At 29.7% G+C, this 25944-nt stretch carries 25 protein-coding genes; 22 read left to right on the top strand and 3 right to left on the bottom strand.

Annotated features, from left to right (window positions below; translation table 11 throughout):
* The first annotated feature begins 68 nt into the window (after positions 1-68).
* The 9 genes from dnaN to ggt all read left to right on the top strand — a co-directional run bounded on the left by dnaN (position 69) and on the right by ggt (position 9363).
* Positions 69-1187, top strand: a complete 1119-nt coding sequence (gene dnaN, locus IEW75_RS15325) for a DNA polymerase III subunit beta (RefSeq protein ID WP_134249300.1) — start codon at positions 69-71, stop codon at positions 1185-1187.
* A gap of 178 nt (positions 1188-1365) precedes the next feature.
* Positions 1366-2235, top strand: a complete 870-nt coding sequence (locus IEW75_RS15320) for a cation diffusion facilitator family transporter (protein ID WP_134249298.1) — start codon at positions 1366-1368, stop codon at positions 2233-2235.
* 256 nt (positions 2236-2491) lie between these two features.
* Positions 2492-3619 carry a helix-turn-helix domain-containing protein gene (locus tag IEW75_RS15315; RefSeq protein ID WP_134249296.1) on the top strand — a complete coding sequence of 376 codons (1128 nt, stop codon included), beginning with the start codon at positions 2492-2494 and terminating at the stop codon, positions 3617-3619.
* A gap of 92 nt (positions 3620-3711) precedes the next feature.
* Positions 3712-5130 carry an amidohydrolase family protein gene (locus IEW75_RS15310; protein WP_134249293.1) on the top strand — a complete coding sequence of 473 codons (1419 nt, stop codon included), beginning with the start codon at positions 3712-3714 and terminating at the stop codon, positions 5128-5130.
* Positions 5131-5317: 187 nt separating this feature from the next.
* Positions 5318-5569: a hypothetical protein gene (locus IEW75_RS15860; RefSeq protein WP_134249291.1), complete on the top strand. Its 252-nt coding sequence runs from the start codon at positions 5318-5320 to the stop codon at positions 5567-5569.
* A gap of 44 nt (positions 5570-5613) precedes the next feature.
* Positions 5614-5778 carry a hypothetical protein gene (locus IEW75_RS15300; protein WP_158283812.1) on the top strand — a complete coding sequence of 55 codons (165 nt, stop codon included), beginning with the start codon at positions 5614-5616 and terminating at the stop codon, positions 5776-5778.
* Positions 5779-5969: 191 nt separating this feature from the next.
* Complete coding sequence (locus IEW75_RS15295) at positions 5970-6971, top strand: SAM-dependent methyltransferase (RefSeq protein ID WP_134249289.1); 1002 nt, start codon at positions 5970-5972, stop codon at positions 6969-6971.
* A 104-nt stretch (positions 6972-7075) separates the two neighbouring features.
* The gene (locus IEW75_RS15290; protein WP_134249287.1) at positions 7076-7669 is read left to right on the top strand and encodes an acyl carrier protein phosphodiesterase; all 594 of its coding nucleotides are present in this window, start codon (positions 7076-7078) and stop codon (positions 7667-7669) included.
* A complete protein-coding gene (gene ggt, locus IEW75_RS15285; RefSeq protein WP_134249285.1) occupies positions 7666-9363 on the top strand; it encodes a gamma-glutamyltransferase in 1698 nt (565 codons plus the stop codon). Before IEW75_RS15290 ends, ggt begins: the two co-directional genes overlap by 4 nt.
* Here the strand turns inward: ggt and IEW75_RS15280 are convergent, their stop codons facing one another.
* Complete coding sequence (locus IEW75_RS15280) at positions 9364-10206, bottom strand: hypothetical protein (protein WP_134249283.1); 843 nt, start codon at positions 10204-10206, stop codon at positions 9364-9366. It abuts the gene before it with no gap.
* Positions 10207-10387: 181 nt separating this feature from the next.
* Here IEW75_RS15280 and IEW75_RS15275 point away from each other — a divergent pair, with 181 nt between their 5' ends.
* The 9 genes from IEW75_RS15275 to IEW75_RS15240 all read left to right on the top strand — a co-directional run bounded on the left by IEW75_RS15275 (position 10388) and on the right by IEW75_RS15240 (position 20791).
* On the top strand, positions 10388-11608 hold the full coding sequence (locus IEW75_RS15275; protein ID WP_134249281.1) for a purple acid phosphatase family protein: 1221 nt from the start codon (positions 10388-10390) through the stop codon (positions 11606-11608).
* Positions 11609-11612: 4 nt separating this feature from the next.
* Complete coding sequence (locus IEW75_RS15270; RefSeq protein WP_134249279.1) at positions 11613-12695, top strand: AI-2E family transporter; 1083 nt, start codon at positions 11613-11615, stop codon at positions 12693-12695.
* Positions 12696-12698: 3 nt separating this feature from the next.
* Entirely contained in the window at positions 12699-13241 is a 543-nt protein-coding gene (locus IEW75_RS15265) for a DUF1697 domain-containing protein (RefSeq protein WP_134249277.1), read from the top strand.
* Between the two features lies 1 nt (position 13242).
* Positions 13243-14418: a THUMP-like domain-containing protein gene (locus tag IEW75_RS15260; protein ID WP_134249275.1), complete on the top strand. Its 1176-nt coding sequence runs from the start codon at positions 13243-13245 to the stop codon at positions 14416-14418.
* Positions 14419-14478: 60 nt separating this feature from the next.
* On the top strand, positions 14479-16104 hold the full coding sequence (locus IEW75_RS15255) for an NADH-ubiquinone oxidoreductase-F iron-sulfur binding region domain-containing protein (RefSeq protein WP_134249273.1): 1626 nt from the start codon (positions 14479-14481) through the stop codon (positions 16102-16104).
* Between the two features lie 7 nt (positions 16105-16111).
* Positions 16112-18832, top strand: coding sequence for a formate dehydrogenase subunit alpha (gene fdhF / locus IEW75_RS15250; RefSeq protein WP_134249272.1), 2721 nt, complete (start codon positions 16112-16114; stop codon positions 18830-18832).
* A gap of 4 nt (positions 18833-18836) precedes the next feature.
* Positions 18837-19610, top strand: a complete 774-nt coding sequence (gene fdhD, locus IEW75_RS15245) for a formate dehydrogenase accessory sulfurtransferase FdhD (protein ID WP_134249271.1) — start codon at positions 18837-18839, stop codon at positions 19608-19610.
* 408 nt (positions 19611-20018) lie between these two features.
* The gene (locus IEW75_RS15935; RefSeq protein ID WP_262711456.1) at positions 20019-20153 is read left to right on the top strand and encodes a hypothetical protein; all 135 of its coding nucleotides are present in this window, start codon (positions 20019-20021) and stop codon (positions 20151-20153) included.
* Between the two features lie 137 nt (positions 20154-20290).
* On the top strand, positions 20291-20791 hold the full coding sequence (locus tag IEW75_RS15240; RefSeq protein WP_134249270.1) for a hypothetical protein: 501 nt from the start codon (positions 20291-20293) through the stop codon (positions 20789-20791).
* Between the two features lie 332 nt (positions 20792-21123).
* Here the strand turns inward: IEW75_RS15240 and IEW75_RS15235 are convergent, their stop codons facing one another.
* A complete protein-coding gene (locus IEW75_RS15235; protein ID WP_134249269.1) occupies positions 21124-22662 on the bottom strand; it encodes a Fic family protein in 1539 nt (512 codons plus the stop codon).
* 474 nt (positions 22663-23136) lie between these two features.
* Here IEW75_RS15235 and IEW75_RS15230 point away from each other — a divergent pair, with 474 nt between their 5' ends.
* The 4 genes from IEW75_RS15230 to IEW75_RS15215 are packed head-to-tail and all read left to right on the top strand — an operon-like array spanning position 23137 to position 24760.
* The gene (locus IEW75_RS15230; RefSeq protein ID WP_134249267.1) at positions 23137-23892 is read left to right on the top strand and encodes a hypothetical protein; all 756 of its coding nucleotides are present in this window, start codon (positions 23137-23139) and stop codon (positions 23890-23892) included.
* Positions 23892-24287 carry a DUF5675 family protein gene (locus IEW75_RS15225; protein WP_134249265.1) on the top strand — a complete coding sequence of 132 codons (396 nt, stop codon included), beginning with the start codon at positions 23892-23894 and terminating at the stop codon, positions 24285-24287. The genes IEW75_RS15230 and IEW75_RS15225 overlap by 1 nt, the downstream gene beginning before the upstream one ends.
* A gap of 10 nt (positions 24288-24297) precedes the next feature.
* Positions 24298-24567: a hypothetical protein gene (locus IEW75_RS15220; RefSeq protein WP_229714476.1), complete on the top strand. Its 270-nt coding sequence runs from the start codon at positions 24298-24300 to the stop codon at positions 24565-24567.
* 7 nt (positions 24568-24574) lie between these two features.
* On the top strand, positions 24575-24760 hold the full coding sequence (locus tag IEW75_RS15215) for a hypothetical protein (RefSeq protein ID WP_134249263.1): 186 nt from the start codon (positions 24575-24577) through the stop codon (positions 24758-24760).
* 74 nt (positions 24761-24834) lie between these two features.
* Here IEW75_RS15215 and IEW75_RS15210 read toward each other — a convergent pair whose 3' ends face one another.
* Positions 24835-25701: a TlpA family protein disulfide reductase gene (locus IEW75_RS15210; protein ID WP_158283811.1), complete on the bottom strand. Its 867-nt coding sequence runs from the start codon at positions 25699-25701 to the stop codon at positions 24835-24837.
* Positions 25702-25944 lie beyond the last annotated feature (243 nt).

Genomic DNA, 25944 nt, shown 5'->3' with positions numbered 1-25944 from the left:
GATAAATAATATTTTAATAACAATATATTTAGAATATATTTGTAACTTATTCATTAAAATAATCTTAAATGAAATTTATAGTATCAAGCAGTCAATTATTAAAACAACTTCAAGTTTTAGGTGGTGTAATTAATAGTAGCAATACCTTACCTATTTTAGATAATTTCTTATTCGAATTAAATCAAAACGAATTAAAGATTTCTGCTTCTGATTTAGAGACCACTATGAGTACGACTATTGATGTAGAATCGGACTCTGAAGGTTCAGTCGCGGTTTCTGCACGTTTATTATTGGACACTTTAAAAACATTTCCTAATCAGCCATTAACATTTAAAACCGAAGAAAACAATTCGCTAGAAATTAGTTCTAGTCACGGTAAATATGATATGGCTTATTTTGATGGAAATGAGTTTCCAAAGGCGGTGTCAATTCAATCTCCAAGTACAACAGTAATTCCTGGTAATGTATTATCAACTGCTATTTCTAAAACTATTTTTGCGGCTGGTAACGATGATTTAAGACCTGTAATGAGTGGTGTATTTTTTCAGTTTAGTAGCGAAAATTTAACTTTTGTTGCTACAGATGCACACAAATTAGTTAAATATACAAGAACAGATGTTACCGCAAATGATGCTGCTGAATTTATAATGCCTAAAAAACCTTTAAACTTATTAAAAGGAATTCTAGGGACAGTAGATAATGATGTAACAATTGAATACAACGATTCTAACGCTAAATTTACGTTTGATAATGTAATTTTAGTTTGTAGATTAATTGATGGGAAATATCCTAATTACGACGCCGTAATTCCAAAAGAAAACCCAAATAAACTTACTGTTGACAGAGGTACTTTCTTAAATTCTGTAAAACGTGTATCTATTTTCTCAAGCAAAACTACACACCAAATTAGACTAAAAATGGCAGGAACAGAATTAAATATTTCTGCTGAGGATATAGATTACTCAAATAAGGCTGAAGAGCGTTTGGTTTGCGATTACCAAGGAGACGATATGCAAATTGGATTTAACTCGCGTTTTTTAACAGAAATGTTAAGCAACCTAAACTCTAACGAAGTATTAATTGAAATGAGTTTACCAAACCGAGCTGGTATTTTAACACCAATTGATGGTGTTGAAGAAGGTGAATTTATTACTATGCTGGTAATGCCAGTAATGTTGAATAGTTAAAACTATTTTAAATTCTAAACAAAAAAACCACAGATTTTAGGCTGTGGTTTTTTTGTTTATATTGCTATATTTAATAATACTAAAAGCGTTCATCTATTTTGTTTTAAAAGAGGATTTTAGAGTAAAAAACGCAGGAAATATGAACATATAATCAGTTGTACGCAACCCGAAGACACCAATGACTAACGAACAAACTGCAATTCGAACTACATATTTTAGCATAATTGGAAACACCTGTTTAGCCTTGATTAAAGGGTTTGCGGGGTTCTTTGGTAATTCATATGCACTTATCGCAGATGCAATAGAATCAACAACCGATATTTTCTCTTCACTACTTGTTCTATTTGGTTTAAAATACGCAAAACGACCAGCAGACGAAAATCATCCATACGGACACGGTAAAATTGAACCACTAATAACATTCTTGGTAGTCGCTTTTCTTGTAACATCAGCAACCATTATTGCTTATGAAAGCATTCAAAATATTCAAACACCTCATAAAATTCCTAAACCTTGGACCTTAATTGTACTTGGTTGTATCATTTTATGGAAAGAAATCTCATTTAGAATAGTTCTCAAAAAAAGTAATGAGACTAATAGTTCTTCACTCAAAGCAGATGCTTGGCACCATAGAAGCGATGCAATAACTTCTATTATGGCATTTCTCGGAATTTCTATCGCTTTAATTTTCGGTAAAGGATATGAAACGGCTGATGATTGGGCGGCTTTATTTGCTTCTGCTTTTATTCTCTACAATAGTTATTTGATTTTCAGACCAGCTTTAGGAGAAATTATGGATGAACATCTCTATGACGACCTATTAGAAGAAATTCGAGAAGAGTCTATAAAAGTAAAAGGTGTTATTGGAACAGAAAAGTGTTTTATTAGAAAGGCAGGAATGAAATATCACGTTGATTTACACGCAATAGTTGACGGAAACATTTCCGTTAAAGAAGGGCACTATATTGCACATAATTTAAAGGACTACTTGCGAAATGAAATACCGAATTTAGGACACGTTTTAATACACATTGAACCAGATAAATAAAAAAGATAGCGCACAACAAAGTATAACCAAAGCTGTTACATTTAGCAAAATAGAATCTTTTACAATATTAAATTTATTACACAAAAATTGCAATAACTAAATTACACTTTATTTATACTACCCCCAACAAACAGAAATTTCACTAAACTCTTTTGCTAACAACCAAAGGAAAACTGAATAAAAAAAGAGTAAAAATGAAAGATTTTTTAAAAACTAAAAAATTTATATATTTTTACCCAAATACTAATTAATAATATTGGAACTAATTATTGATTTTATATTAATCCTAGGTATTGTTTTAAATATAATTATTCTTTTAAAATTATTTAAAACAAAAAACAGTCAATTACCAAAGAAAATACTTATCGTATTTTGGTTTTTTATTCTTTTTATCATAATTTATTTTTATGGTTTACTTCATAAATTGAATTTTCTTTTCATACCAACTTATATATTAGAAAACGGTTCAAGATTTTTATTGGCTTCTTTAATTTATCTATATGTAAAATCACTTTTTGAAAATGAAAAAAACTTTATAGCAAAACATCTTGTCCATTTTATACCATTTATTCTGTATTTATTTTTCTATACTTTACCTTCCTCTATAAACTATGTCACTAACAAAAATATTTTCCCATATACACAAATAATAAATACTCATATAAATCTAGCTTTGATAAAAGATATCTATGGCATTTTTTATCTATTATTATCTCTAAACATTTTCTATAAATATGAGCCAATATTGAAACAGTTTTTCTCAAGCTTTAAGGAGAAAGATTTTGTATGGGTTAAGAAATTTATAATTTTATTCTTAATAGCTATAAGTGCCGATTTAATTATTACAATTTCAGAAATATCTTTCGGATACCATGTAGAATGGGATGCTTATATTACCTTATTTTTTGTTATTATGGCTATAAGTTATTTAGGGTATTTTGGTCTGACTCAAAAAACTATGTTTTTAACGGAAATCATTTTAGAACAACCTTTATTGGCAAAAGATGATTACAATCAAAAAACAATAAAAACTAAAAATGAAAATGGACTGAAATTAAAATTAGAAATGCTTTTTAATGAAGATAAAGTTCATTTAAAGTCAGACTTAGATTTGAATGATTTATCTCAAAAAATGAAAATTAGTAGCAGGAATTTATCGGCATTTTTAAATGATGATTTAAAAACAAACTTTTATGAAAAAGTGAACTATCATCGTGTTGAAGAAGCAAAAAATATATTAGTAACAGATAAAGTACTTCAATATAAAATTACTGCTATAGGAGAATTATGTGGGTTTAACTCGAAAAGTAGTTTTTATCGAATTTTCAAAAAATCAACAGGCTATTCCCCTTCAGAGTATAGGCGTGTTTTTTTAAAAAAATAGTCTTACTGCACGCTTTGAGACTTGAAAAATTAAGATTTATGTAACCTTAAGTTGATATTTGCGCCTTATTAAAACAATCAAAAAACACAATCATGAAAAATTTTTATCTACTAGCTCTATTTGTAATTTTAAGTTCTTGTAATGAGAAAAAACTTACAGATAAGGTTCAACAATCATCTCATCAAGGAACTATTTATGCAATTAAAAATGTAAATATTATTCCAATGACTAAAAAAAATAAAGTCATTAAAAATGCAACAATTGTAATTGAGAACAATAAAATTCTTTCAATAAACAATTCTATTCCAAATAATTCAATTACAATTGATGGAGCTGATAAATGGTTAATTTCTGGATTAATTGATATGCATGTTCATAATCTTTCAAATGGAAGTTTTTCTAAAGGCTATCCCACAAGAGGTGCAACCCTATCATTTGACACCCAAAACCAAATGACGCCCTATATTGCAAATGGAGTTACCACTGTATTTGAATTGAGTGGAAGAATCGGACATTTTAAACAAAGGGATGAAATTGGAAGTGGAGATGCAATAGGCCCTCGCATTGCTATAGCTGCTGTTATTGATGGTAAAGGAAATGAAATAGTTGCAACGACACCTCTAGAAGGGCGACAATCTGTAAGAAATGCAAAAGGACTTGGATATAGATTCATCAAAGTTTATACTTGGTTAAATCAAGATACTTTCAAGGCTATAATAGATGAAGCAAAAAAACAAGATATGAAAGTAGTAGGTCATATTCCTAAAGCATTTGAAGGTGAACCTTCTGAAAACTTCTTCATACCTCATTTTGGTTTAATTGCACATGCAGAGGAATTATCTAAACAAACCAACAATTTCAATTATGAAAAAGCAAAAGAATTTGCCCAATTAGCGAAAGAAAATAACACTTGGCTAATACCAAATTTAACTAATATGGTTTGGATAATTAAACAAGCAAAATCATTGGAGAGTATAAAAAATCTAACAACCTTAAAATATGTGCATCCTCTTATGCAAAATAAATGGTTAACTTCAAACAGGTATAATAAAAATGCAACTCAAGAATTAATTGACTTTTTCCAAAAACAAGCAAACTTTCATAAGATGATTGTAAAAGCTTTCAAAGAAGCTGGTGTCCCAATGCTTGTGGGAACAGATGCTGGAATATCTGGCATTGTTAGGGGGTTTTCAATTCACGACGAACTTAAATTATTAGTAGAAGCTGGTTTTACTAATGAAGAAGCATTAACTTCTGCAACAAGATTAGGAGCAGAATGGCTTGAAATTAACGATAAAATTGGTACAGTTGAAGCTGGCAAATTCGCTGATTTAATTTTACTCGATGAAAATCCTTTAGAAGATATTAGCAATACACGTAAAATTTCAGGTGTATTTGTAAATGGTAAATGGATTGATAAAAATAAAATTGATACAATGCTTTCAAATGTTGAAACATGGAATGATAACAATAAGAAAAAATTCCAATGGAAAAACAGAAACGAATTATGATAAAAAGGGTACCTAACAACTTGTAAACGCGATATCGGCTGAATTTTCAGTAAAATTCAGCTCGTTTTGCTCTCTTGGTTGCGTCAGCGGAAAATTCTCACACATTTTTCATTACTGAAGCTTGCACAAAACATGTTGTACAAATTATGACCAGTCCTGAACTAAATAACTAATTTTAGAATTAAAGATGAAGTTTATATTAATACTCTTTTTGCTATTAACAATCTCTTGGACAAGCAAGAACAAATCAAAAAAAATCGAAACAATTATTGATAAGACTGAAAACTTTATTGCAGTTTTAGACACTATTTGGCAAACAGAACAAATACCAATTAGATCAAGAGATTTATTAATTAGAATCTGCGAATCGGAGTCAAAGGAATACATAAAACAACAATTAATATATGAGAAAAACCACATCATTAATAAAAAAAAGTAAGATATTTAGAAAAGTTAGTAGACGAATTATCCAAAGGTCGTAAAATGGAGTTCGAAGTTGCTATGTACCTTTACTATCCAGACGAGAATTATTTTGCTCATCATCATAGCGACCAAGAAACCTCTGGTTACAACACTATTTTACCTTCTATAAGTTTGGGAGAAGTACGAAAGTTTAATTTTAACAATAAATTTAGTAAACAGGAATAAAGTCTAGATTCAGCCAATGGTAGCTTACCAATTATGGGTGCTTACTGTCAATCAAGATGTACCCACAGTTTATCTCAAAATTCCAACTATAAAAAAGCAAGAATAAATATCACATTTCGAGAACCAAACTTCCAATAATGAATAAAAGAAAAAAATGAAACCCTAAACTGTTAAAAACTTACATGCAATAAATGGATAACAAAAAAGAATTAATTCGCGTTACATCAGAATATTTTGAGAACAGTATCGATTATCATAAGTTATTAAAAGCATCAAAAGAATATAAAAACCTTTTGAATAAACTCTGCGGTCAAGAGTTAGATAAGGTTACTGGGAAAGATAATATACAACTAAATAATGGCATGGCGCTTGGAACTTTATGGGCAGCAATGTGCATTGATGATTTAATTAGAACCAGAAAATTTATTAGAGGGATAAATAAAGCTATCAAAGAGAAAATAAATAATAAAGAATCAATTCATATTTTATATGCTGGAACTGGTCCTTTTGCAACACTTTTACTTCCGTTAATCCTTAGGTATTCAAAACATAAAATAAGATATACACTGTTAGAAATAAATCCAATAACCTTTAAAATTCTTCAAAAGGTAATTTCAGAATTAAAATTAGGTGCATACAGCATAACGTTATTAAATGAGGACGCAACAAAATACAAATTGACTCATGGCATACCTGACATTATTATAAGTGAAACCATGCAAAGTGCATTAGCTAAAGAACAACAAGTTTCAATTTTTTTCAACTTAATGCGTCAAGTAAATTTAGATTCAATTTTTATTCCTAAAAAAATAAAAATATACCTTGGGTTAAAAACAACTGAAAGCTCATCCGAAAAAATTCAAACACAAAATTATTACAAAGAAAAAAAAGTATTTGAAATTAGCAAAGAAGACTCAATCTGTGCTCATCTAATAGAAAACCAACCTCATAAAGAAATCTCTTTTCCAAAAATAAAAACTATAATAACAAAGGAAAAACTTGAAGGCTTTAATCAACTCGCTCTCTTTACAGAGATACAAGTATTTAAAGATGAAGTTATTGAAATAAACAAAAGTGGTTTAACAACTCCCTTAATTATTAAAGATATTTCAAATAATTCAAAAGATTCAATAACAATTAAAACTCAATATAAAATTTGTAATGAACCAAAACTTGATTATAAAATAACTTAACTACAAAACAATAAAACCTTTTACACTAATAATTTTTAAAATATCAAACTTTAAAAATCTACCAATAGAAGATTTTTTTTGTATCATTGTTTTAAAATTACATTATGAATTTTTTAGCACATCTATACCTTTCCAAAGACAATAAAAATATTTTAATTGGTAACTTTATTTCTGATGCAATAAAAGGTAGCGATTACAAAAAATATCCACACGAAATAAAAGCTGGTATTTTATTGCACAGAGAAATAGACACTTTTACAGATGCGCATCCAATTGTTAAAAAAAGTATGCGTCGCTTAAACAAACGCTACAGACATTATAATGGTGTTATAATCGATATTTTATACGATCATTTTTTAGCAAAAAATTGGTCTAATTATTCCGATATTCCTTTAAAACAATATGCCGAAAATGTATATTCTTTTTTAAGTGAAAATAGTGCTTCATTTCCTGAAGAACTTCAACATTTATTACCATATATGATCGAATATAATTGGTTGGTAAATTATGCATCATTAGAAGGAATTGAACGCGTTTTAAAAGGAATGAATAAGCGTACTAAAGGCATTTCTAAAATGGATTTAGCCATTGAAGATTTAAAACTTAATTATACAGAACTTGAAGCAGATTTTACAGCTTATTTTCAAGAATTAATAGATTTTACAGCTAAAAAAACAACCTACCTTTTATTAAAATGAGGACATTCATTTCAATTATAATTTTTGCACTTTTATTAGTTCAGTGCAAACCAAGAACAGTAGAAAAAACATCAAAGGTAGTTGGTTTAATTGTAGATAGTGCAATGGTTGTTTCTGCTCGTGAAGAAGCTTCAAAAATTGGTGTTGAAATACTAAAAAAAGGTGGAAACGCTTTTGATGCAATGGTTGCAACAGAATTGGCTTTAGCTGTTTCATATCCTGTTGCTGGAAATATTGGGGGTGGTGGATTTATGGTTTACAGATTAAATAATGGTGAAACAGGTGCTTTAGATTATCGCGAAAAAGCACCAATGTTAGCTTCAAAAAATATGTATTTAGACGAAAATGGTGATTTCATTGAACATAAAAGTACCTTAGGCGCAATGGCTGTTGGAATTCCTGGAACAATCGCCGGTATTTTTGCAACTCATAAAAAATTTGGAACACTTCCTATCGAAACCCTTATACAACCTGCTATTAATTTGGCTAAAAGAGGAATTTTCATTACTAAGAATCAAGCAAAAAACTTAAATAATAGTCGTACTAAGTTCGAAAAAGCCAATAATTATACCATTCATTTGGATACTTTATGGGTCGTTGGAGATACTTTAAAATTTACGGAATTAGCAACAACTTTAGAACGTATTAAAAACAATGGAAAAGATGAATTTTATAAAGGTAAAACAGCTGAACATATTGTAAATTATATCCAAGAATTAGGTGGTATTATTTCTATGGATGATTTAGAAAAATACGAAGCAAAATGGCGCACTCCAATTACTTTTAATTATAAAGGTTTTGAAATTACATCTATGACACTTCCTTCAAGCGGCGGCATTTGCTTGGCACAAATATTAAAAGCAATTGAACCTTATAATTTGAATAAAATTGGTCATAATTCAACAAAATATATACAACTTTTAACCGAAGCCCAACGACGAGCTTATGCAGACAGAGCGCATTATTTGGGTGATCCAGACTTTGTTTCTATTGCAATTGATAGTTTAATAGATTCAAAATATATAAACCATAGAATGGAAAGTTTTTCTTGGGAAAAAGCAACAAAATCTTCTGAAATTTCATACGGAAAATTAAACGGGTACGAAAGTGAAGAAACTACCCACTACTCTATTGTAGATACATTTGGAAATGCAGTTTCAGTTACCACAACACTAAATACTGCCTATGGTTCTAAAGTGTATGTAAAAAATGGCGGTTTTTTCTTAAATAATGAAATGGATGATTTTAGTGCTAAGCCAGGTGTGCCAAATTATTTTGGGTTAATTGGTTCTAAAGCAAACGAAATTGCTCCTGAAAAACGCATGTTAAGTTCTATGACTCCTACAATTGTTTCTAAAAACGGAAAATTAAAGATGGTGATTGGCAGTCCAGGAGGATCTACCATAATAACTTCCGTTTTGCAAAACATTTTAAATGTTGCAGATTTCAAAATGGGAATGCAAGAAGCTGTAAATTCAGCAAGATTTCATCATCAATGGTTACCCGATACTATTACATTGGAATCAAAAGGTTTTGATAGTATTTCAAAAGTTGAATTACAAAATATAGGCTACAAAATATTTGAACGAGCATCGTTAGCTATTGGAAAAGTAGATGCTATTTTAGTGCTTCCTAATGGGAAATTAGAAGGTGGTGCAGATCCACGAGGAGATGATAAAGCTGTTGGTTTTTAATTATTTATTTTTCAATTTTAACAAAACTATAATTGGCAAAATTCCATGTGGTAATCTATAAATTGTTTGGTATAAATTTAGGTGCAATAATTCCCAAAAAAAATCAAAAGAAAAACCTGCAACTAATCTTGCTAACGAAGTTAAAAATCCCCAAATAGCTAAATATATTAATGCATATTTTACAATTTTAGGTACAAAAATTAAGATTGCACCTATAAAGTCTAAAACCCCAACAACTAATAAAAAATTTCGCGCACCTTGTTCTGTAAAACCTAAAACATCTATTACCATTCCTAAAAAATAACCTGGTACTGGATAATAACCAACTGCATATAATCCGTGCGCTATAAAAACGACAGCAATTATCATTTTCAGAATTAAAATTAAATAACTCTGAATAAATTTTTTATGATAGAAAACAAAAATAAAAGGAATACTAAACTGAATACTATATTCAAAAAATTGGCTGAATTGATAAAATCTATCACTCATTAATAAATAAGCTAAAAGTAGCAATCCTATACCACCCAAAATAATAATATACTTCGTTATTCTTTCAAATTTTGAATAGAGAATTACAGCAATGGCACTTAGCAAATATAGTATTCCAAAAGCAAGAACTGCTGAATCTATAAATACATCTAACTTTGGGGAGTTTGCATACGTTTGCCAATCAATACCAATTATGGTTTCAACAAAAGGTTTTAATAAGTTTTCATTCCAAAAAAAAGTTCTAAAAGGAGCATCCCAAAAAATAAATTGCCACGCTCTTCCTAAAAACACCAGTATTACTGAGATTTTTAATAATTTAAAACTCTTACTTAATCTTAGTTTATTTTCCATAAATTTTTACAAAACTATTAAAATATGAAGTATATAATTTATAAATGACGAAAATATTTTATACTATTAATAAATAATAATACTTTTGAACATTACTAATTAATAATAACATATTTTATACTTAACTTTAAAATTATAAAAAGATTACAACTTGTAACCTTTTAAAAAATATTATAAATACATGAAAAAAATAGTCGTTTTTTTATTTTTAAGCTCTTTTGTATTAAAAGCTGCAAATGACAAATACCGTTTAATTATAAGAAATAATCCTGCAACAACAATTACTATTGGGTGGAATCAAATTTCTGGCGATAATCCAACAGTTTATTTTGGTAAAACAGATTTTGGTACAAATTACACTAAATACAAAAACAACCAAACTGTAGATAGAGCTATCTATTTTAAAGGAATGCACAATAACTTTGTGCGTTTAAAAAATCTTAAATCAAATACTACTTACTATTTTGTTATTAGAGATAGTGAAGGCACTAGTGAACGTTTTTGGTTTAAAACTGCTCCAAAAAACAAAGAATCTATTTCTTTTATTGCTGGTGGAGATTCCAGAAATAATCAAGTTCCGAGACAAAATGCAAATAAATTAGTTTCAAAACTAAAACCAACAGCCGTGTTATTTGGGGGCGATATGACCGCAGGAGATACCGATAGTGAATGGCAAACTTGGTTTAACGATTGGCAACTAACAATTGCCTCAGACAATAGAATGTTTTCTATTATTGTTGCCAGAGGAAACCATGAGCGCGATGATAGAAGTATTTACAATTTATTTGATACACCCTCAGAAAGCGTATACTACAGCATTCCTTTTGGAAAACATTTTGTTCGAATTTATACCCTAAATTCTGAAATTGCAATTCCGGGAAGTCAAACTAATTGGCTTAAAAACGAATTAAAAGCAAATAAAAAAGATCTTTGGAAAATTGCACAATACCACAAACCAATGCGACCGCACGTTTCAAGAAAAAAAGAAGGCCATTATCACTACCAACATTGGTCAAATTTATTTTACATACACAATGTTCAGTTAGTTGTTGAATGTGATTCACATACAGTTAAATCTACTTGGCCTATTAAACCTTCAATAGGTGTTGGAAGTGACGAGGGTTTTATAAGAGATTCTAAAGGAACAATTTATGTTGGTGAAGGTTGCTGGGGCGCACCAATTAGAAAAAATGATGATAATAAGGAATGGACTAGAGACTCTGGGTCTTTTAATCAATTTAAATGGATTTTTGTTTCAAAAGATGCTATAACAGCAAGAACCATTAAAACTGATAACGTTGATGAAGTTGCCGAATTAACTAACGAAAATCAGTTTGAAATTCCTGAAAATTTAAATATTTGGTCACCTCCAAATGGAGCAGTTATTGAAATTAAAAAATAATAATTTGACATCAAATACAATTACAAACGGAATATTAAAAGCAATTGCCATACTATTTGGTGTTTGTTTGCTACTGTTTTTTTTATATGAAGTACAATCTATTTTGGTATACATAGCAATATCAGTTGTTATCGCATTAATTGGAAGCCCAATAATTTCCTTTTTAAGGAAAAGATTAAAATTTCCAAATACCTTAGCTGTAATTTTTACAATGTTTATTTTTATTGCAATTCTTTCTGGATTAATTTCTATGTTTATTCCCCTAATTATTGAACAAGGACAAAATTTATCCTTATTAAATATTGATGAACTTCAAACAAATATTCAAAATTTATTAATTCAGGCAAACGATTATTTTTTGGCTAAAGGAATAGATGTTTTAGATGAATTAAAACATTTAGATTTATTTAAAAATATGACCGCTATTCCAAATTTATTAAATTCTGTAATTGGCACACTTGGAAGTTTAAGCATAGGTTTATTTTCTGTACTTTTTATTACATTTTTTTTAATGAAGGATACACAAATTATGGAAAATTCTATCTATGTTTTAGTAAGTGATAAAAACGAAAATAAACTTCGAAAATCCTTATCAGTCATCAACCATTTATTATCTAGATACTTTATTGGTTTGGTTTTTCAAATTAGCATTTTATTTGTAATATATACCATAACACTGCTTATATTTGGAATAGAAAATGCCATTGTTATTGCTTTTTTATGTGCTCTTTTAAATTTAATTCCGTACATAGGACCTTTGGTTGGAGGTGTTTTAATGTTATTTTTATCTATGAGTAGTAATTTAGGACAAGATTTTCAATCGGTTATTTTACCAACTACAATTTATGTAATGATTGGTTACATAATTGCCCAATTAATAGACAATTTTTTAAGTCAGCCTCTTATATTTTCAAATAGTGTAAAATCACATCCTCTTGAAATTTTTTTAGTAATTATGATTGCTGGAGTTCTTTTTGGCGTTACAGGAATGATTGTAGCCATACCAACTTATACAGCAATTAAAGTAATTTTAAAGGCTTTTTTAGCACATAATAAAATTGTAAAATCATTAACTAAAGACCTGTAGTTTATGCAAATTTATATTGCACTTTTGCGAGGCATAAATGTATCTGGTAAAAACAAAATAAAAATGACTGAACTAAAACAGCTCTTTTTAGATATTGGTTTTAGTGAAATAACGACTTACATTCAAAGTGGCAATGTAATTTTTTCTTCTGAAGAAAAAAATACTTCCAATATTGAAAATAAAATAATAACTGAGATAAATAACAAATTTAGATATTCTATAAAAGTCTTAGTTTTAGAAAAAGAAACATTAGAATCGGTTTTTAAATCGAACCCATTTAAGAACGAGACAGATTTTGATTTCAAAAAAACTTGTGCCACATTTTTAGATAACATTCCCACAGAAGAAGGAATTTCTAAGGTGAAAGCACTCGCAGCTAAAAATGAATTAATTATTTTTAAAAATAAAACAGTTTACCTCTATTGTCCAAATGGATTTGGAAGAACAAAATTATCAAATAATAATATAGAAAATAAATTAAAAGTTTCAGCTAATTCTCGAAACTGGAACACGGTCACCAAACTTGTTGAATTAAGCAAACAATAAATTGAATATCAATATTTTAAATACAGAAGTTCAAGAGTTTATAGCTGCAAATCTAAAATCGGATATTACAAAACTCATTTTAAAAGGAAGCCCGTTTGAGAATGTATCTATTCAAGAAATTGCCGAACAAATTGAGTCGAAAAAAAGATGTGAAAAAAAATTACCAACTTGGTTTTCAGCTGAAAACATCTATTACCCAAATAAATTAAATATTGAACAAACCTCCTCTGAAATAACTGCCAACTACAAAGCAAATTTGCTTAGTGGAAATAATTTAGTTGATATTACAGGTGGTTTTGGAGTAGATTGTTATTATTTTTCACAAAAAGTTAACCAGGTAACACATTGTGAAATTAACCAAAAGTTATCCAAAATTGTAATCCATAATAACAAACGGTTTAATATTAAAAACATAACTAATTATATTGGAAATGGTTTAGATTACATTAAAAACTCAACTCAAAAATTTGATTGGATTTATGCCGATCCTTCTAGGAGAAATGACGCAAAAGGCAAAGTTTTTTTATTGGAAGATTGTTTGCCAAATATTCCTAACAATTTAAAGCAATTATTTGATAAATCTGATCATATTCTTATCAAAGTTTCTCCAATTTTAGATATAACAAGCGCCATAAATGAATTGAATTTTGTTAAAGAAATTCATGTAATAGCTATTGAAAACGAGGTTAAAGAATTATTATTTTTATTAGAAAAAAACTACACACAACAAGTTGATATTAAAACCTTTAATATTAATAAAAAAGGAAATCAACAATTTAATTTCAGTTTAAACGACGAAGGTCTCTCTTTTTATTCCGAACCAAAGAAATATTTATTTGAACCGAATGCAGCAATTTTAAAAGCAGGTGCTTTTAACCAAATTTCAGTACAATTAGAGCTAAATAAATTACACCAACATTCTCATTTATACACCTCTGAAAAATTGATAGATTTTCCGGGTAGAAAATTCGAAATTAAGCATATTATTTCCTACGATAAAAAACAGCTTAAAAAATTAATCCCTTCAAAAAAAGCAAATATTACCACACGAAATTTTCCTGAAACTGTCGCTCAGATTAGAAAAAAAACAGGATTAAAAGAAGGTGGCAATCAATTCTTATTTTTTACAACCGATTTCCATCAAAAGCACATTGTTTTAATCTGTAACAAAGTGTAGGTTCAGTTTTAACCTACATCCTAAAATTTTTAGTATTTTTAGCCAAATATACTCAACAAAATGGCAAATAAAAATATACGATCATTATCATCTCGTAAGGGTTTAGATGATAATTTGTTTGAAAATATAGCAGATTTATCACATAAAAATGCGCCTAAAGAAGATTTTAAGAAATTAGCAAAACGCTTTCTATTAGATGATTCCGTTATTGTTGGAACATCTTCTTTTTACGATTTCACAAGAGAAGAAAATCGCTCTAAAAAGATACATGTGTGCAGTGGTACTGCTTGTATGGTTGCTAAAACACAAAATAATCTTCAAAAAAATATTGAAAAGCACTTCAAAAACGAAGAGATTGGCCATGCTGCTTGCGTGGGCCGTTGCCACACTAACAATGCATTTATGTATAATGGTAAAACATACAATGCATCTACTGAAAAAGAAGTTGCAACTATAATAATTGATAAAAAATATCAAGAGAATACCTATACTATAGATTGTAATACAATTCCAATTTTAACATGTAAAATTGAAGATATTACAGAATTTTATGCGTTAGTAAATAAACATAAAGCAAATCCTCAACAAGTTATTCAAGAAATAAAAACTTCTAATTTAAGAGGTCGTGGTGGAGCTGGATTTCCTTTTTGGTTTAAATTAGACGCAGTAATTAAAGAAACAAATATTGAAAAATATATAGTTTGTAATGCCGATGAAGGCGACCCTGGGGCATATTCTGATATGTACCTGATGGAACATCAACCACATAAAGTGCTCTTTGGAATGTATTTAAGCGGATTAACTGTTGGTGCAAATACCGGTGTTTTATACATTCGTGGCGAATATCCAGAATCTATTAAAATAGTTAGAGAAGCCGTACATGAATTAAAAGAAAAGAACCTGATTGGCGATTTTAAATTTAAAATAATTCGTGGTCAAGGTTCGTATGTTTGTGGTGAAGAAACTGCCTTATTAAACTCTATAGAAGGATTACGTCCAGAAGTTCGTGTGCGCCCGCCTTATCCAGCCCAATATGGTCTGTATGGCAAACCAACCGTTTTAAGCAACGTAGAAACGTTTGCAAATATTCATTGGATTATAGAAAACGGTGGAAAATCCTATGCAAACCTTGGTACCAAACAATCAACAGGTACAAAATTGGTATCTTTAGATAGTTTTTTCAATACTCCAGGAATGTACGAAATAGAAATGGGTACAGATTTAAACACTATTTTTTATAAATTTGGTAATGGTTTTAGAGATGATATTAAAGCATTCCAAATTGGAGGACCATTAGGCGGAATTGTTCCAATGCATAAAATAGCAGATTTAACTTTAGATTTTGAAAGTTTAAACGCAAACGGATTTTTACTAGGACATGCAAGTGTGGTTTCTATTCCAACTGATTTTCCAATGGTGAAATTTTTGGAACATTTACTAGAATTTACAGCCGATGAGTCTTGTGGAAAATGTTATCCTTGTAGAATTGGTTCATATAGAGGTATGGAAATGCTTCAAAAAGCGCAAACATCAAACTATAAAATAGACCTTCACTTATTTAATGATTTATTAGAAACATTAGAAATTGGATCTCTTTGTGCATTAGGTGGCGGCGTTCCGCTTCCCGTAAAAAATGCATTACAGTATTTTAAGGAAGAACTGAAACAATACTTTACTTCAAACTAAAATCAATATGAAAGCATATATAAATAACATAGCATACGATTTTGTTCAAGGTGAAACCATCTTAGAATATGTTCGAAGAATTGAAAATAACAAAAATGCCATTCCAACAATGTGCCAAGATGATCGTTTGGAGAATTTTGGATCTTGCAGAGTTTGTTCCGTTGAAGTAGCACGCGAAAAAGATGGACCTACAAAAACAATGGCATCATGTCACACTCCTATTTCAGAAGGATTGTATATTTATCACAATACGGAACGGATGCAACGCCTTCGAAAAAATATTGTTGAATTGGTTTTAACAGATTATCCATCAGATAAAATTTTTCCTTCTTCAACTAAAAAAGCTACACCATTTCAAGAAACGATTGCTCAAATTGGAATTCCAAACATTCGTTATCCTAAAGGAAAAACTCATTTTGATATTCAACCAGATAGAGCACATCCATACATAAAATCGGATTTATCACAATGTATAAATTGTTTTAGATGCGTAAGAGCCTGTGAAGAAATTCAGGGTGAAATGATTTTAGGAATGTCTGGTCGTGGTTTTGCAACCAATATAATCAAAGGTTTTGATGAAACTTTTAATGAATCTGCTTGCGTTTCTTGTGGAGCTTGTGTGCAAACCTGTCCAACAGAAGCTTTAACGGATAAATTTGAAACAAAAACTTTAATTGCAGATAAAACAGTAAGAACAACTTGCACCTATTGCGGTGTTGGTTGCCAATTAGATGTTTCTGTAATCGATGGGAAAATTAGAGGAATTCAAGCTCCTGAAACTGCCGAAGTAAATCAAGGCCATACTTGTTTAAAGGGTCGTTTTGCGTTTCAATTTTACGATCATCCAGATCGTTTGCGTGAACCAATGATTAAAAAGAAAGGTAAATTTGAAGTGGTTACTTGGGACGAAGCATACGATTTTATTGCAACTAAATTAATTGAAATAAAAAATAAATATGGTCCAGACAGTATTGGTGGAATTTCTTCATCAAGAGCAACCAACGAAGAAAATTATTTAATGCAAAAAATGATACGTGTTACCGTTGGAACCAATAATATTGATGGTTGTGCGCGTGTTTGCCACGCTCCTACGGCCTTTGGAATGCAACAATCCTTTGGAACTGGAGCTGCAACAAATTCAATAGAAGACTTAAAACAAACCGATGCAATTTTCTTGTTTGGTGCAAATCCAGTGAAAGGTCATCCCGTAACTGGAGCCAAAATTAAACAGGCTTTTATGAAGGGAGTAACCTCAATTGTGGTTGATCCTATCAAAACTTCTTTAGCTGAATTGGCTGATTATCATTTACAAATTAGACCAGGAACTAATGTGGCAATTTTAAATATGATTGCGCATTATATCATTAAAGAAAACCTAGTAAATCAACATTTTATAGATTCATATACCGAAAAGTATTCAGCGTTTAAAATACACGTTGAAACTCTTAATATGCATGAATTAGAAACACTTACCGGTGTTTCTAAAAAATTGGTAAGAAAAGCTGCTATTGCTTATGCAAAAGCTAACAGAGCAATGGAATTTCATGGTTTAGGAGTTACTGAACATTTTCAGGGAAGTAAAACCGTAATGTTATTATCTAATTTAGCAATGATGACTGGTAATGTTGGTAGAAATGGAGTTGGTTTAAATCCGCTACGTGGACAAAATAACGTTCAAGGAGCAGCTGATATGGGTGTACAACCACACCAAGGCGCTGGTTATATGGATATTAACAAACCTGAAATTCAAAAATATTACGCAAAAAAATATGGTGTTTCAAAAATGCCAGAACATGAAGGATTAAAAATTCCTCAAATGTTGGATGCAGCAATTGATGGTAAATTAAAAGCCCTCTATATTATGGGAGAAGATACTATTATGACAGATCCTAACACAAATCATAGCATTAAAGCTTTTGAGAAATTAGAATTAATTGTGGTGCAAGAATTATTTATGACCGCAACTACCGAAATGGCAGATGTTGTACTTCCTGCTTCTTCCTATTTTGAAAAGAATGGAACATTCACCAATGGTGAACGCAGAGTTCAAAGGGTAAATAAAGTGATTGAACCAATTGGAAATACAAAACCAGATGGACAAATAATTATTGATGTTATGAGTCGTTTAGGCTATAAACAACCCACAGGCTTAACATATGATGCTGGCAAAGTTATTGAAGAAATTGCAGATGTTATTCCATTTATGAAAGGTTTAACTTGGGAACGATTAGGTGAAAATGGCTTACAATGGCCTATAAATGAAGATGGAACTGATACTAAAATGTTGCATATTAATGGACAATTTAAAAAAGGAGTTGGAACTTTTCATCATTTTGATTTTGAAGAAACACCTGAAATAATATCCCATGGAAAAAAATATCCATTTATATTAACAACTGGACGTGAATTAGAACATTACAATTCTGGGACAATGACACGAAGAACTGACAACCAAACAATTTTACCTCAAGATATATTAGAAGTGCATCCAAGAGATGCTAGAGAGAAAGGAATTAAAGACAATACAGTTGTTCGAATCTTTTCTGATAGAGGAAGTGTACAAATACCAATAAAGTACTCTAAAAATGTTAAAAGAGGAGTTTTAAGAACTACTTTTCATCAACCTGAAGTGTTTATTAATATAATTACAGGAAGCGTTGGAGACAAAGAAACAATGACTCCAGAATATAAAGTTGTTGCAGTTGATTTTGAACAAATTCCAAATTAATTTTATGCAAACTTTAAATTACGAAGGTATTTTAATAAATAATGGAGACACTAAAAAAGTAAAAGACGCTTTAGTTATTGAAGCTGCCCTACAAATTAACATTAATAAAGAGCCATATACGGTTGTAATGAGAACTCCAGGTGATGATTTTGAACTCATTCGCGGTTTATTGTATGCTGAAGATATTTATAAAGAAAAAAACACTATAACCTTTGAAATACAAGAAAAACGTGAAAACGGTTTCTCCATTATAAATGCTACTATTCCAAAAAAATTATTAGGAAAAGGTTTTTTAAACAAAAGGACTTTATTATCTGTATCTTCCTGCGGAATTTGTGGTAAACAAAAATTAGAAGATATTGCCGTAAAAGGAAGTAAACTTAAAAACCATTTTAATTTTGATTTCCAAAAAATTGAAGATCTATTTTCAGAAATGAAAGCCAACCAAGATACTTTTGGTTTGTCGGGAGGTTCACACGCAGCAGCTCTTTTTAATAAAAATTATAAACTTTTAGCAATTAAAGAAGATATTGGCAGACATAATGCCGTAGATAAGGTTATTGGAGATTTACTTTTAAACAACACTTTAAAAAATGCCAATTGTATGTTAGTAAGCGGACGTGTTTCTTATGAAATTATTTCAAAAGCGTTTATAGCAAAAATACCATATGTAATAGCCGTTTCTGCCTGTTCCAGTTTAGCAGTAGATTTTGCAAAAGAATTTGGAATTTGCCTAATAGGTTTCTCTCGAGGTAAAAAAGCAACTCTCTACTCGTGATTTTTAAACAAAATACACGTTTTTCACAACAAACTACTTATTTTGTGCAATATTTTGCACATATAAAAAATTTTATTATATTTGCATTAGTAAGAGCGTCCCTATAGTTACAAATTTTTACGGAGAGGGTTTGTAATTCGCTGATTATTATGACAAAAAAACTATTTATGCTGTATAATAATTCAGTTTTGCTTTTAATAATCTCCAAAAATAGAAGTTTTAGTTACTAAAATTTAAGACTTTTTAACCTTTTATATTTGATAGGCAAGCCCTTTAAATTAAAAGAAAATTGATCTTTTAAATCACATTATTTTTTAAAATAAAAAAAATAATGGAGGATTTTTTTTGTTTATACGTAAGTTTTATGTTAAATTTGAGGTTCTTACTAATCATTTAATTCTTACTAAAATGAAAAAATTAAAATTAATTTTCGGATTGCTACTTGTAGCAGGTTTTTTTGCTGCAATAGTATTAAGCAACACATCAACTGATGAACAAGCTATTAAAAAAAGTGGTCAAATGTATATTCCTACAAAAGGTTAATACAAAAACTTAAATACATTAATGAAATTAATGTTACACTTACCACAATAGTTATCTATTGTGGTTTTCTGTTTTCTTTTATTTTGTGATTGCAATTAATTAACTATATTTGTTATATTAGAATAGTTAATATACGAATGCAGAAAACTAATAAAAAATCATCTTTACTCATAGGGAGTGTTATTGTGTTTTTAATTGTTATAACACCATACTTACTCTATTTTTATCAATCTGTACCAATTCTAAACCCTGACCCAACTTTCTCTGAAGACTGGGATACCATATTTGGTGTAATCAAGGGTGGTTATTATGTAAAAGCGCACAACTATATCTATTATTTCTTTTCTAAATTTGTTCCCTTATTACTTTTATTTATTTGGTTTATAACTAACAAGCATTGGTGGGTTCATGCAATTGCAATTCCCATTTCAGTCTATTTATTTCAATTAATAGCAGTAATTAATGACAGTGTAGAGTATGTTGATGAAGTAGAATTTATTTACACGGTTCCAATAGCAGTTATAATTATTACAATTTTATATTTTATTAGAGGTAAAATGTCTATTTACATACAAGCTGTAGATTTAAAACAGGAAATGGACGAGAATATGAAAGATCCTCAGATCCTCAAAAAATAGAATAATATCTTTAAGAAACTAGAATCCTAATCTATTCTTAGTGTATTTTTAAGTTAAAACCTTATACTTTTACACCATTACTCATTTTAAACAAAAAAACCTTACTAAACTAATAGTAAGGTTTTGTGTGATCGCGACAGGATTCGAACTACGTCCAAAATCCCTTTATTTTACTGCTATTCAACTACTTCTTGTAAAGGTGGTGACCGATTTGTGAACCAGTCAATTAATTTACTTTATTGAAATTTAACTTTCAATTTCCTTATCAAATATATGAATTTATACTCTAAATTGATACAAATTACACTAAAAATTATGACATTTATTAAGTATTATTCAACTAAAAATATTTCTTTAAACTTACATTCAATAGTAGTTACTTCATCAATTGTTAATTCTGAAAATTCATCCTTTTGAGCTCTTTTTGAAAGTAGTCCTTGATTCTGTTCTAAAAAACGGATTAACAGGGCAACCATTTTATCAGGCATTTCAAATGTATTCTCTAGAAAATATTTCATTTCATCAAATTTACGCAAATAATTAACCTCATCAGGAATAACATTTTCTATAGTATCATTCACACAATCATATAAAAATTCCGCTTGAAAAGTAGCGTCAAAGTATTTATATAAATCTATTGTATCATTTAAGACTTTAACATTATTGTTTTCAGTTTTTTGCCATTTTATAAACTCTAATAACGAATGTGAATAGGATTCTAACACTTTTCTATAATCGTTAATATGGTTCAATATTGAAGCTGAAATTGGGAATATTACGCCTTGTTGAGCAAAATTCATTTTGGCTAAAATATGATGAATTAAATACCGATGTATTCTCCCATTACCATCTACAAAAGGATGAATGAATACAAAGCCAAAAGCAACATTAGCTGCTGTTAAAACAGCATTAAAACTTGACTGTTCCATTCTTTTAAAACTTTCTATGAGTCCGTTTATTAACTCTTCAACATCTTGCCATTTTGCTGAAATATGCTCCGGTATTGGCTCTCCAGAAGTTCTATCGTGTTCTCCAACAAAACCACCTTCTTTCCTGTACCCCATTTTAACAAATCGGCTATTTTCAATAACCATTTGTTGTAATCGAATTAGTTCTTCTTTACTTAAATTTTTAGAACCTGCTTGCCCTATTGTTTTCCCCCATAGAACTGCTCTTTTATTTGTAGGATTTTCACCTTCAATTGTAAAAGATGCTTTAGAATCTTTTAACAATAAAAATGCTGAAGCTCGTTGCAAAACATCTTTTCTAATATCTTTTAAATAATCTCTCTTTTTTAAGGCCAAGTCAGCTTCAATATATTTTTCTAACTTTTCAGTCTTAAAAATTAAAGGACAAAAATTAGGTGTTCCTGGTAAATTATTAACAATACGTTGTCTTGAAACGTTTGAACCTTGAATTGCATACTGAATTTTACTATCAATCAAAGCTACAAAATTTCCCGACTTTAAATCTGGAATATTTAATTTCTGGTTAAATAACCATTCATATAAAAACCATATTTTACGACTATATTGCCCTAATGGTTCTATTTGAACTAACGTTTCTATTTCTTTAACAGATAATTTTTCAAATAGTTTTTTAAAAAACAATAAGTTAACACCTTCATATCTTAAAGCAAATATTAATTGCTTATAAAGAGATTCTGCTGGTTGATGACGTGGTGTAAATACCTGCCATTCTTCTGTTTTATATTTACGGTTTTTTGTGCTTATTAATGCTAATTTAAATGGCAAAGGCATTCTTAATGCAAACACCTCTATTAATGCTCCATAACCTACTAAAACTCCTTCTTCTGGAGCAGTTCTTCCGTGAAAAACAGTTATATTTCGTGAAAAACACTTTATTCTCATATCTTTTTGTGAAAAATAATTAAATCAAATATACATGAAAATGAATTACAAATACTGATAAACAATTAATATTATTTAGTTTCTATAAAAAACACTTATAACAAGTGTTATAAATTAGGTTTATGATACTTTTTGTAAGTATTCATTCACAGTTTCAAGCTTAATACCCCTATACTCTGCAAATTCTTCTGAAGTAATGAATTGATGTTTTTGTTTACCATAGTGTGATTTAATTGTATTTAAAAGTTTACGTCCATAGCGTTCACTTCTGCCAGTGATGCATTGAATGTCTTTTGGGTATATACAGGTTCTTACAATTTTCATACACTATCTATGCTTTATCCTACTACTACCCTAGCTGCATCTATGTCCTATTTTGGAATTAATAGTTGATCTCGGAAGGAATGGATACTTGTTTTTTAATTCTTTTATAAAGATACCTTCATTTGTTGAGAATTAAAAATTTATAAAATTATGGCTAGACAAAATGGTATTATTAAATTAAAAGGAACTATTGGGGGTATTTCTTTTTACAAAACTTCAGATGGGCATCTTGCCCGTGAAAAAGGCGGTGTGGATAAATCCAGAATTGCAAACGATCCGGCGTTTCAAAGAACACGTGAAAACGGTGCTGAATTTGGAACTGCTGGTAAAGGTGGAAAATTAGTTAGAAATGCAATTCGTATTCTTTTGCAAAATGCAAAAGATAAAAGAGTGGTTAGCAGATTAACTACTGATCTTTTGAAAATTGTAAAAACTGACTCCACAAATGAACGTGGATTAAGAACTATTCAAGATGGAAATTTAGCACTTTTAAAGGGCTTTGAATTTAATCTTAATGGAAAATTAGGAGCTACATTATTTACTCCTTTCACAGAAGTGTTTGCAAGACCTACTGGAGAAGCAATTTTGAGTATTGCCCCTTTTGCACCTACAATTAGAATTGGAGCTCCTTCAGGAACAACACATTTTAAAATTGTTATGGGTGCTGCTGAGATTGATTTTGCTACTGAGACTTCCGTTTTTGAAAGTGATGAAACTGCTGTATTGCCTTATGACAGTGCAGACACGGCTCAAATTGATTTAATGGCAGCGTTAACAGCAAACTCAGTATTACCTGTAATTCAGGTTTTAGGTATTGAGTTTTATCAGGAAGTGAATGGTACAATGTATCCGTTAAAAAATGGCTCGTACAATGCCTTATCTGTGATTGATGTAGACACTGTTTAATGAATTTACTGTTACACAGAACTTATTTAAAAGAGGGCACCAATGGTGTCCTCTTTTATAAAGGGGCATTTTTGGGATTTACCATTGAATTACCCTGGCTAGAGAACAAGAGATCCATTTCTTGTATTCCAGAAGGTGTTTATGAATTAAAACCACGCTTTTCTGAAAAATTTAAACATCATTTATTACTTAAAAATGTACCTGAAAGAAGTTTGATTTTGATTCACCCAGCAAATGATGCAAAAAAAGAATTAAGAGGCTGTTTAGCACCTGTAAGTTCGCTTACAGGAATTGGAAAAGGACTTTCTTCAAAATTAATTTTTCAAAAAATAGTTTCACTATGCCATCAGGCATTTGAAAGAAAAGAAACAATCACATTAACTATTAAATCTTAAAATATTCATTATGAAAATTACAGAACGTTATAAAAGAAAAACACCTTCATTTTTTAGAAAACTACGCAATATTGGTATTGCCCTCGCTACTGCTGGAGGAGTTATTATTGCAGCTCCTATAAGTTTGCCTGCAATTGTAGTTACCGTGGCTACATATTTGACAGTTGCCGGAACTGTGGCAACTGCTGTAAGTCAAGCGGTGGTATCTGACAATGACACTTCGGCAAGCTCAGTGCAGGCTTCTGACCAAGAGCAAAACGAAAAAATAAGCGAAAAATAAACCTTTGATGTTACAGAATGATTTACAGGTAAGAAGTGGTGTTGTTGGCGGTACTTTGTTATCAACAATAATTAATATTAGTCTACACGATGTGGTTTTTACTATAGTTATGGCTGTTATTGGAGCTGTGGTGAGTTTCTTTGTTTCTTATATTTTGAGGAGGTTGTTTAAAAATAATAAAATGCCTAGGTAAATTCTAATCAGGCATTTTATTATTATACTTCTTAAGGTGTTTGTTTAACTCAGTTCTTTGTTAGCAATAGTTTTTTATTTAATATTATTCATTTCTGTTAGGTGTTGGTCAATTTCTAGCCAAACATTTTCATTTCCTCCTTCTTTGTAAAAAGTAACGTTTTTATTGCTATCAATTACAATGTTTTTAGGGTAAGAATTTCCAAATAGAACTCTATCATTTTTAGAAATAAAAGTTATATCGTACTCAAATTCATTATTTTTCAGAAAATCAGAAACCTTATCCATTGAGTCGTCAGTAATTGAAATAAACTGCACATTTTTATCTGAATATTTATTAACCAATTTGTTTAAACCAGGGATTTCTTTTCTACAAGGTGCACACCAAACAGCCCACCAATTAATAACTATTGTTTGTTCCTTTAAGTTATCTATATTGAATTTTTTTCCATTAATATCTGTGAGTTCAATTGATGGAAATGTTTTTCCTTTTGCAAGAGGTTTGTCGATTGTTAAAACAGACAGCGAGTCGGTTAAAGTGGTTTGATTAATCCAAGAATAAGTAATTCTATTATTGATTGTATCAAACTCTTTAATTCTTAATGACACTCTATTTCTCGAATTGTTAAACTCTAAATCAATATCATTTTCTTTTTCGTTTTTTGGGTTTTGCTTTAAGTCAACCGTACTGAATTGTTTGATTTGATTCTTTGAAGATAGCGCAATCCAATTTCCTTTTTGTTTTCCTTGTTTGAGACTTCCGAAATAAATATTAATTGAGTCGTTATTAGACTCTAAAATAGAATGACTTAATATTTTAAAAGGTAAATCCTTTTCAAGTGGTTTTAGTATTTCAGGAAAGCCATTCTGTAATTCAGTGGTTTTATATAAATTCTTATTTTCTTTTTGACATCCATTCAACATTGTTACTATGAATATCAAAATCAGTATTTTCACTTGTGGCATTTTATGCGGTTTAAATTATTGCTAACGTGTTTGTATAAGATTAGTTGCGTTGTTTAAGCACCTAATTTAGCAAATACAAACCGAATAGAAAATCCGCGAGGATTTTCGTAAGTAGGCTTGCACCAGCAATTAATTTTATACGGCTTAAGTTTGTCTTTTAATAAATTTGATACTTAATCAGAAAGAATAAAAGAGAGAATTAAGGTTAATATATACGGT

The sequence above is a fragment of the Lutibacter litoralis genome (assembly GCF_014646675.1).
GTDB classification, from domain to species: Bacteria; Bacteroidota; Bacteroidia; order Flavobacteriales; family Flavobacteriaceae; genus Lutibacter; species Lutibacter litoralis.
The sequence above is the reverse complement of the archived record's forward strand: the minus strand, read 5'-3'. Positions and strand labels throughout refer to the sequence as shown.

Excerpts from the sequence above, each read along its gene's own strand:
- IEW75_RS15220 (WP_229714476.1), top strand. The coding sequence starts at position 24,298 with ATGAAAATTACAGAACGTTATAAAAGAAAAACACCTTCATTTTTTAGA.
- IEW75_RS15255 (WP_134249273.1), top strand. The coding sequence starts at position 14,479 with ATGGCAAATAAAAATATACGATCATTATCATCTCGTAAGGGTTTAGAT.
- IEW75_RS15310 (WP_134249293.1), top strand. The coding sequence starts at position 3,712 with ATGAAAAATTTTTATCTACTAGCTCTATTTGTAATTTTAAGTTCTTGT.
- IEW75_RS15320 (WP_134249298.1), top strand. The coding sequence starts at position 1,366 with ATGACTAACGAACAAACTGCAATTCGAACTACATATTTTAGCATAATT.
- fdhF (WP_134249272.1), top strand. The coding sequence starts at position 16,112 with ATGAAAGCATATATAAATAACATAGCATACGATTTTGTTCAAGGTGAA.
- IEW75_RS15230 (WP_134249267.1), top strand. The coding sequence starts at position 23,137 with ATGGCTAGACAAAATGGTATTATTAAATTAAAAGGAACTATTGGGGGT.
- IEW75_RS15290 (WP_134249287.1), top strand. The coding sequence starts at position 7,076 with ATGAATTTTTTAGCACATCTATACCTTTCCAAAGACAATAAAAATATT.
- IEW75_RS15280 (WP_134249283.1), bottom strand. The coding sequence starts at position 10,206 with ATGGAAAATAAACTAAGATTAAGTAAGAGTTTTAAATTATTAAAAATC.
- IEW75_RS15295 (WP_134249289.1), top strand. The coding sequence starts at position 5,970 with ATGGATAACAAAAAAGAATTAATTCGCGTTACATCAGAATATTTTGAG.
- IEW75_RS15235 (WP_134249269.1), bottom strand. The coding sequence starts at position 22,662 with ATGAGAATAAAGTGTTTTTCACGAAATATAACTGTTTTTCACGGAAGA.
- IEW75_RS15275 (WP_134249281.1), top strand. The coding sequence starts at position 10,388 with ATGAAAAAAATAGTCGTTTTTTTATTTTTAAGCTCTTTTGTATTAAAA.
- ggt (WP_134249285.1), top strand. The coding sequence starts at position 7,666 with ATGAGGACATTCATTTCAATTATAATTTTTGCACTTTTATTAGTTCAG.
- IEW75_RS15300 (WP_158283812.1), top strand. The coding sequence starts at position 5,614 with ATGGAGTTCGAAGTTGCTATGTACCTTTACTATCCAGACGAGAATTAT.
- IEW75_RS15215 (WP_134249263.1), top strand. The coding sequence starts at position 24,575 with ATGTTACAGAATGATTTACAGGTAAGAAGTGGTGTTGTTGGCGGTACT.
- IEW75_RS15935 (WP_262711456.1), top strand. The coding sequence starts at position 20,019 with ATGAAAAAATTAAAATTAATTTTCGGATTGCTACTTGTAGCAGGTTTT.
- dnaN (WP_134249300.1), top strand. The coding sequence starts at position 69 with ATGAAATTTATAGTATCAAGCAGTCAATTATTAAAACAACTTCAAGTT.
- IEW75_RS15240 (WP_134249270.1), top strand. The coding sequence starts at position 20,291 with ATGCAGAAAACTAATAAAAAATCATCTTTACTCATAGGGAGTGTTATT.
- IEW75_RS15860 (WP_134249291.1), top strand. The coding sequence starts at position 5,318 with ATGAAGTTTATATTAATACTCTTTTTGCTATTAACAATCTCTTGGACA.
- IEW75_RS15265 (WP_134249277.1), top strand. The coding sequence starts at position 12,699 with ATGCAAATTTATATTGCACTTTTGCGAGGCATAAATGTATCTGGTAAA.
- IEW75_RS15225 (WP_134249265.1), top strand. The coding sequence starts at position 23,892 with ATGAATTTACTGTTACACAGAACTTATTTAAAAGAGGGCACCAATGGT.
- fdhD (WP_134249271.1), top strand. The coding sequence starts at position 18,837 with ATGCAAACTTTAAATTACGAAGGTATTTTAATAAATAATGGAGACACT.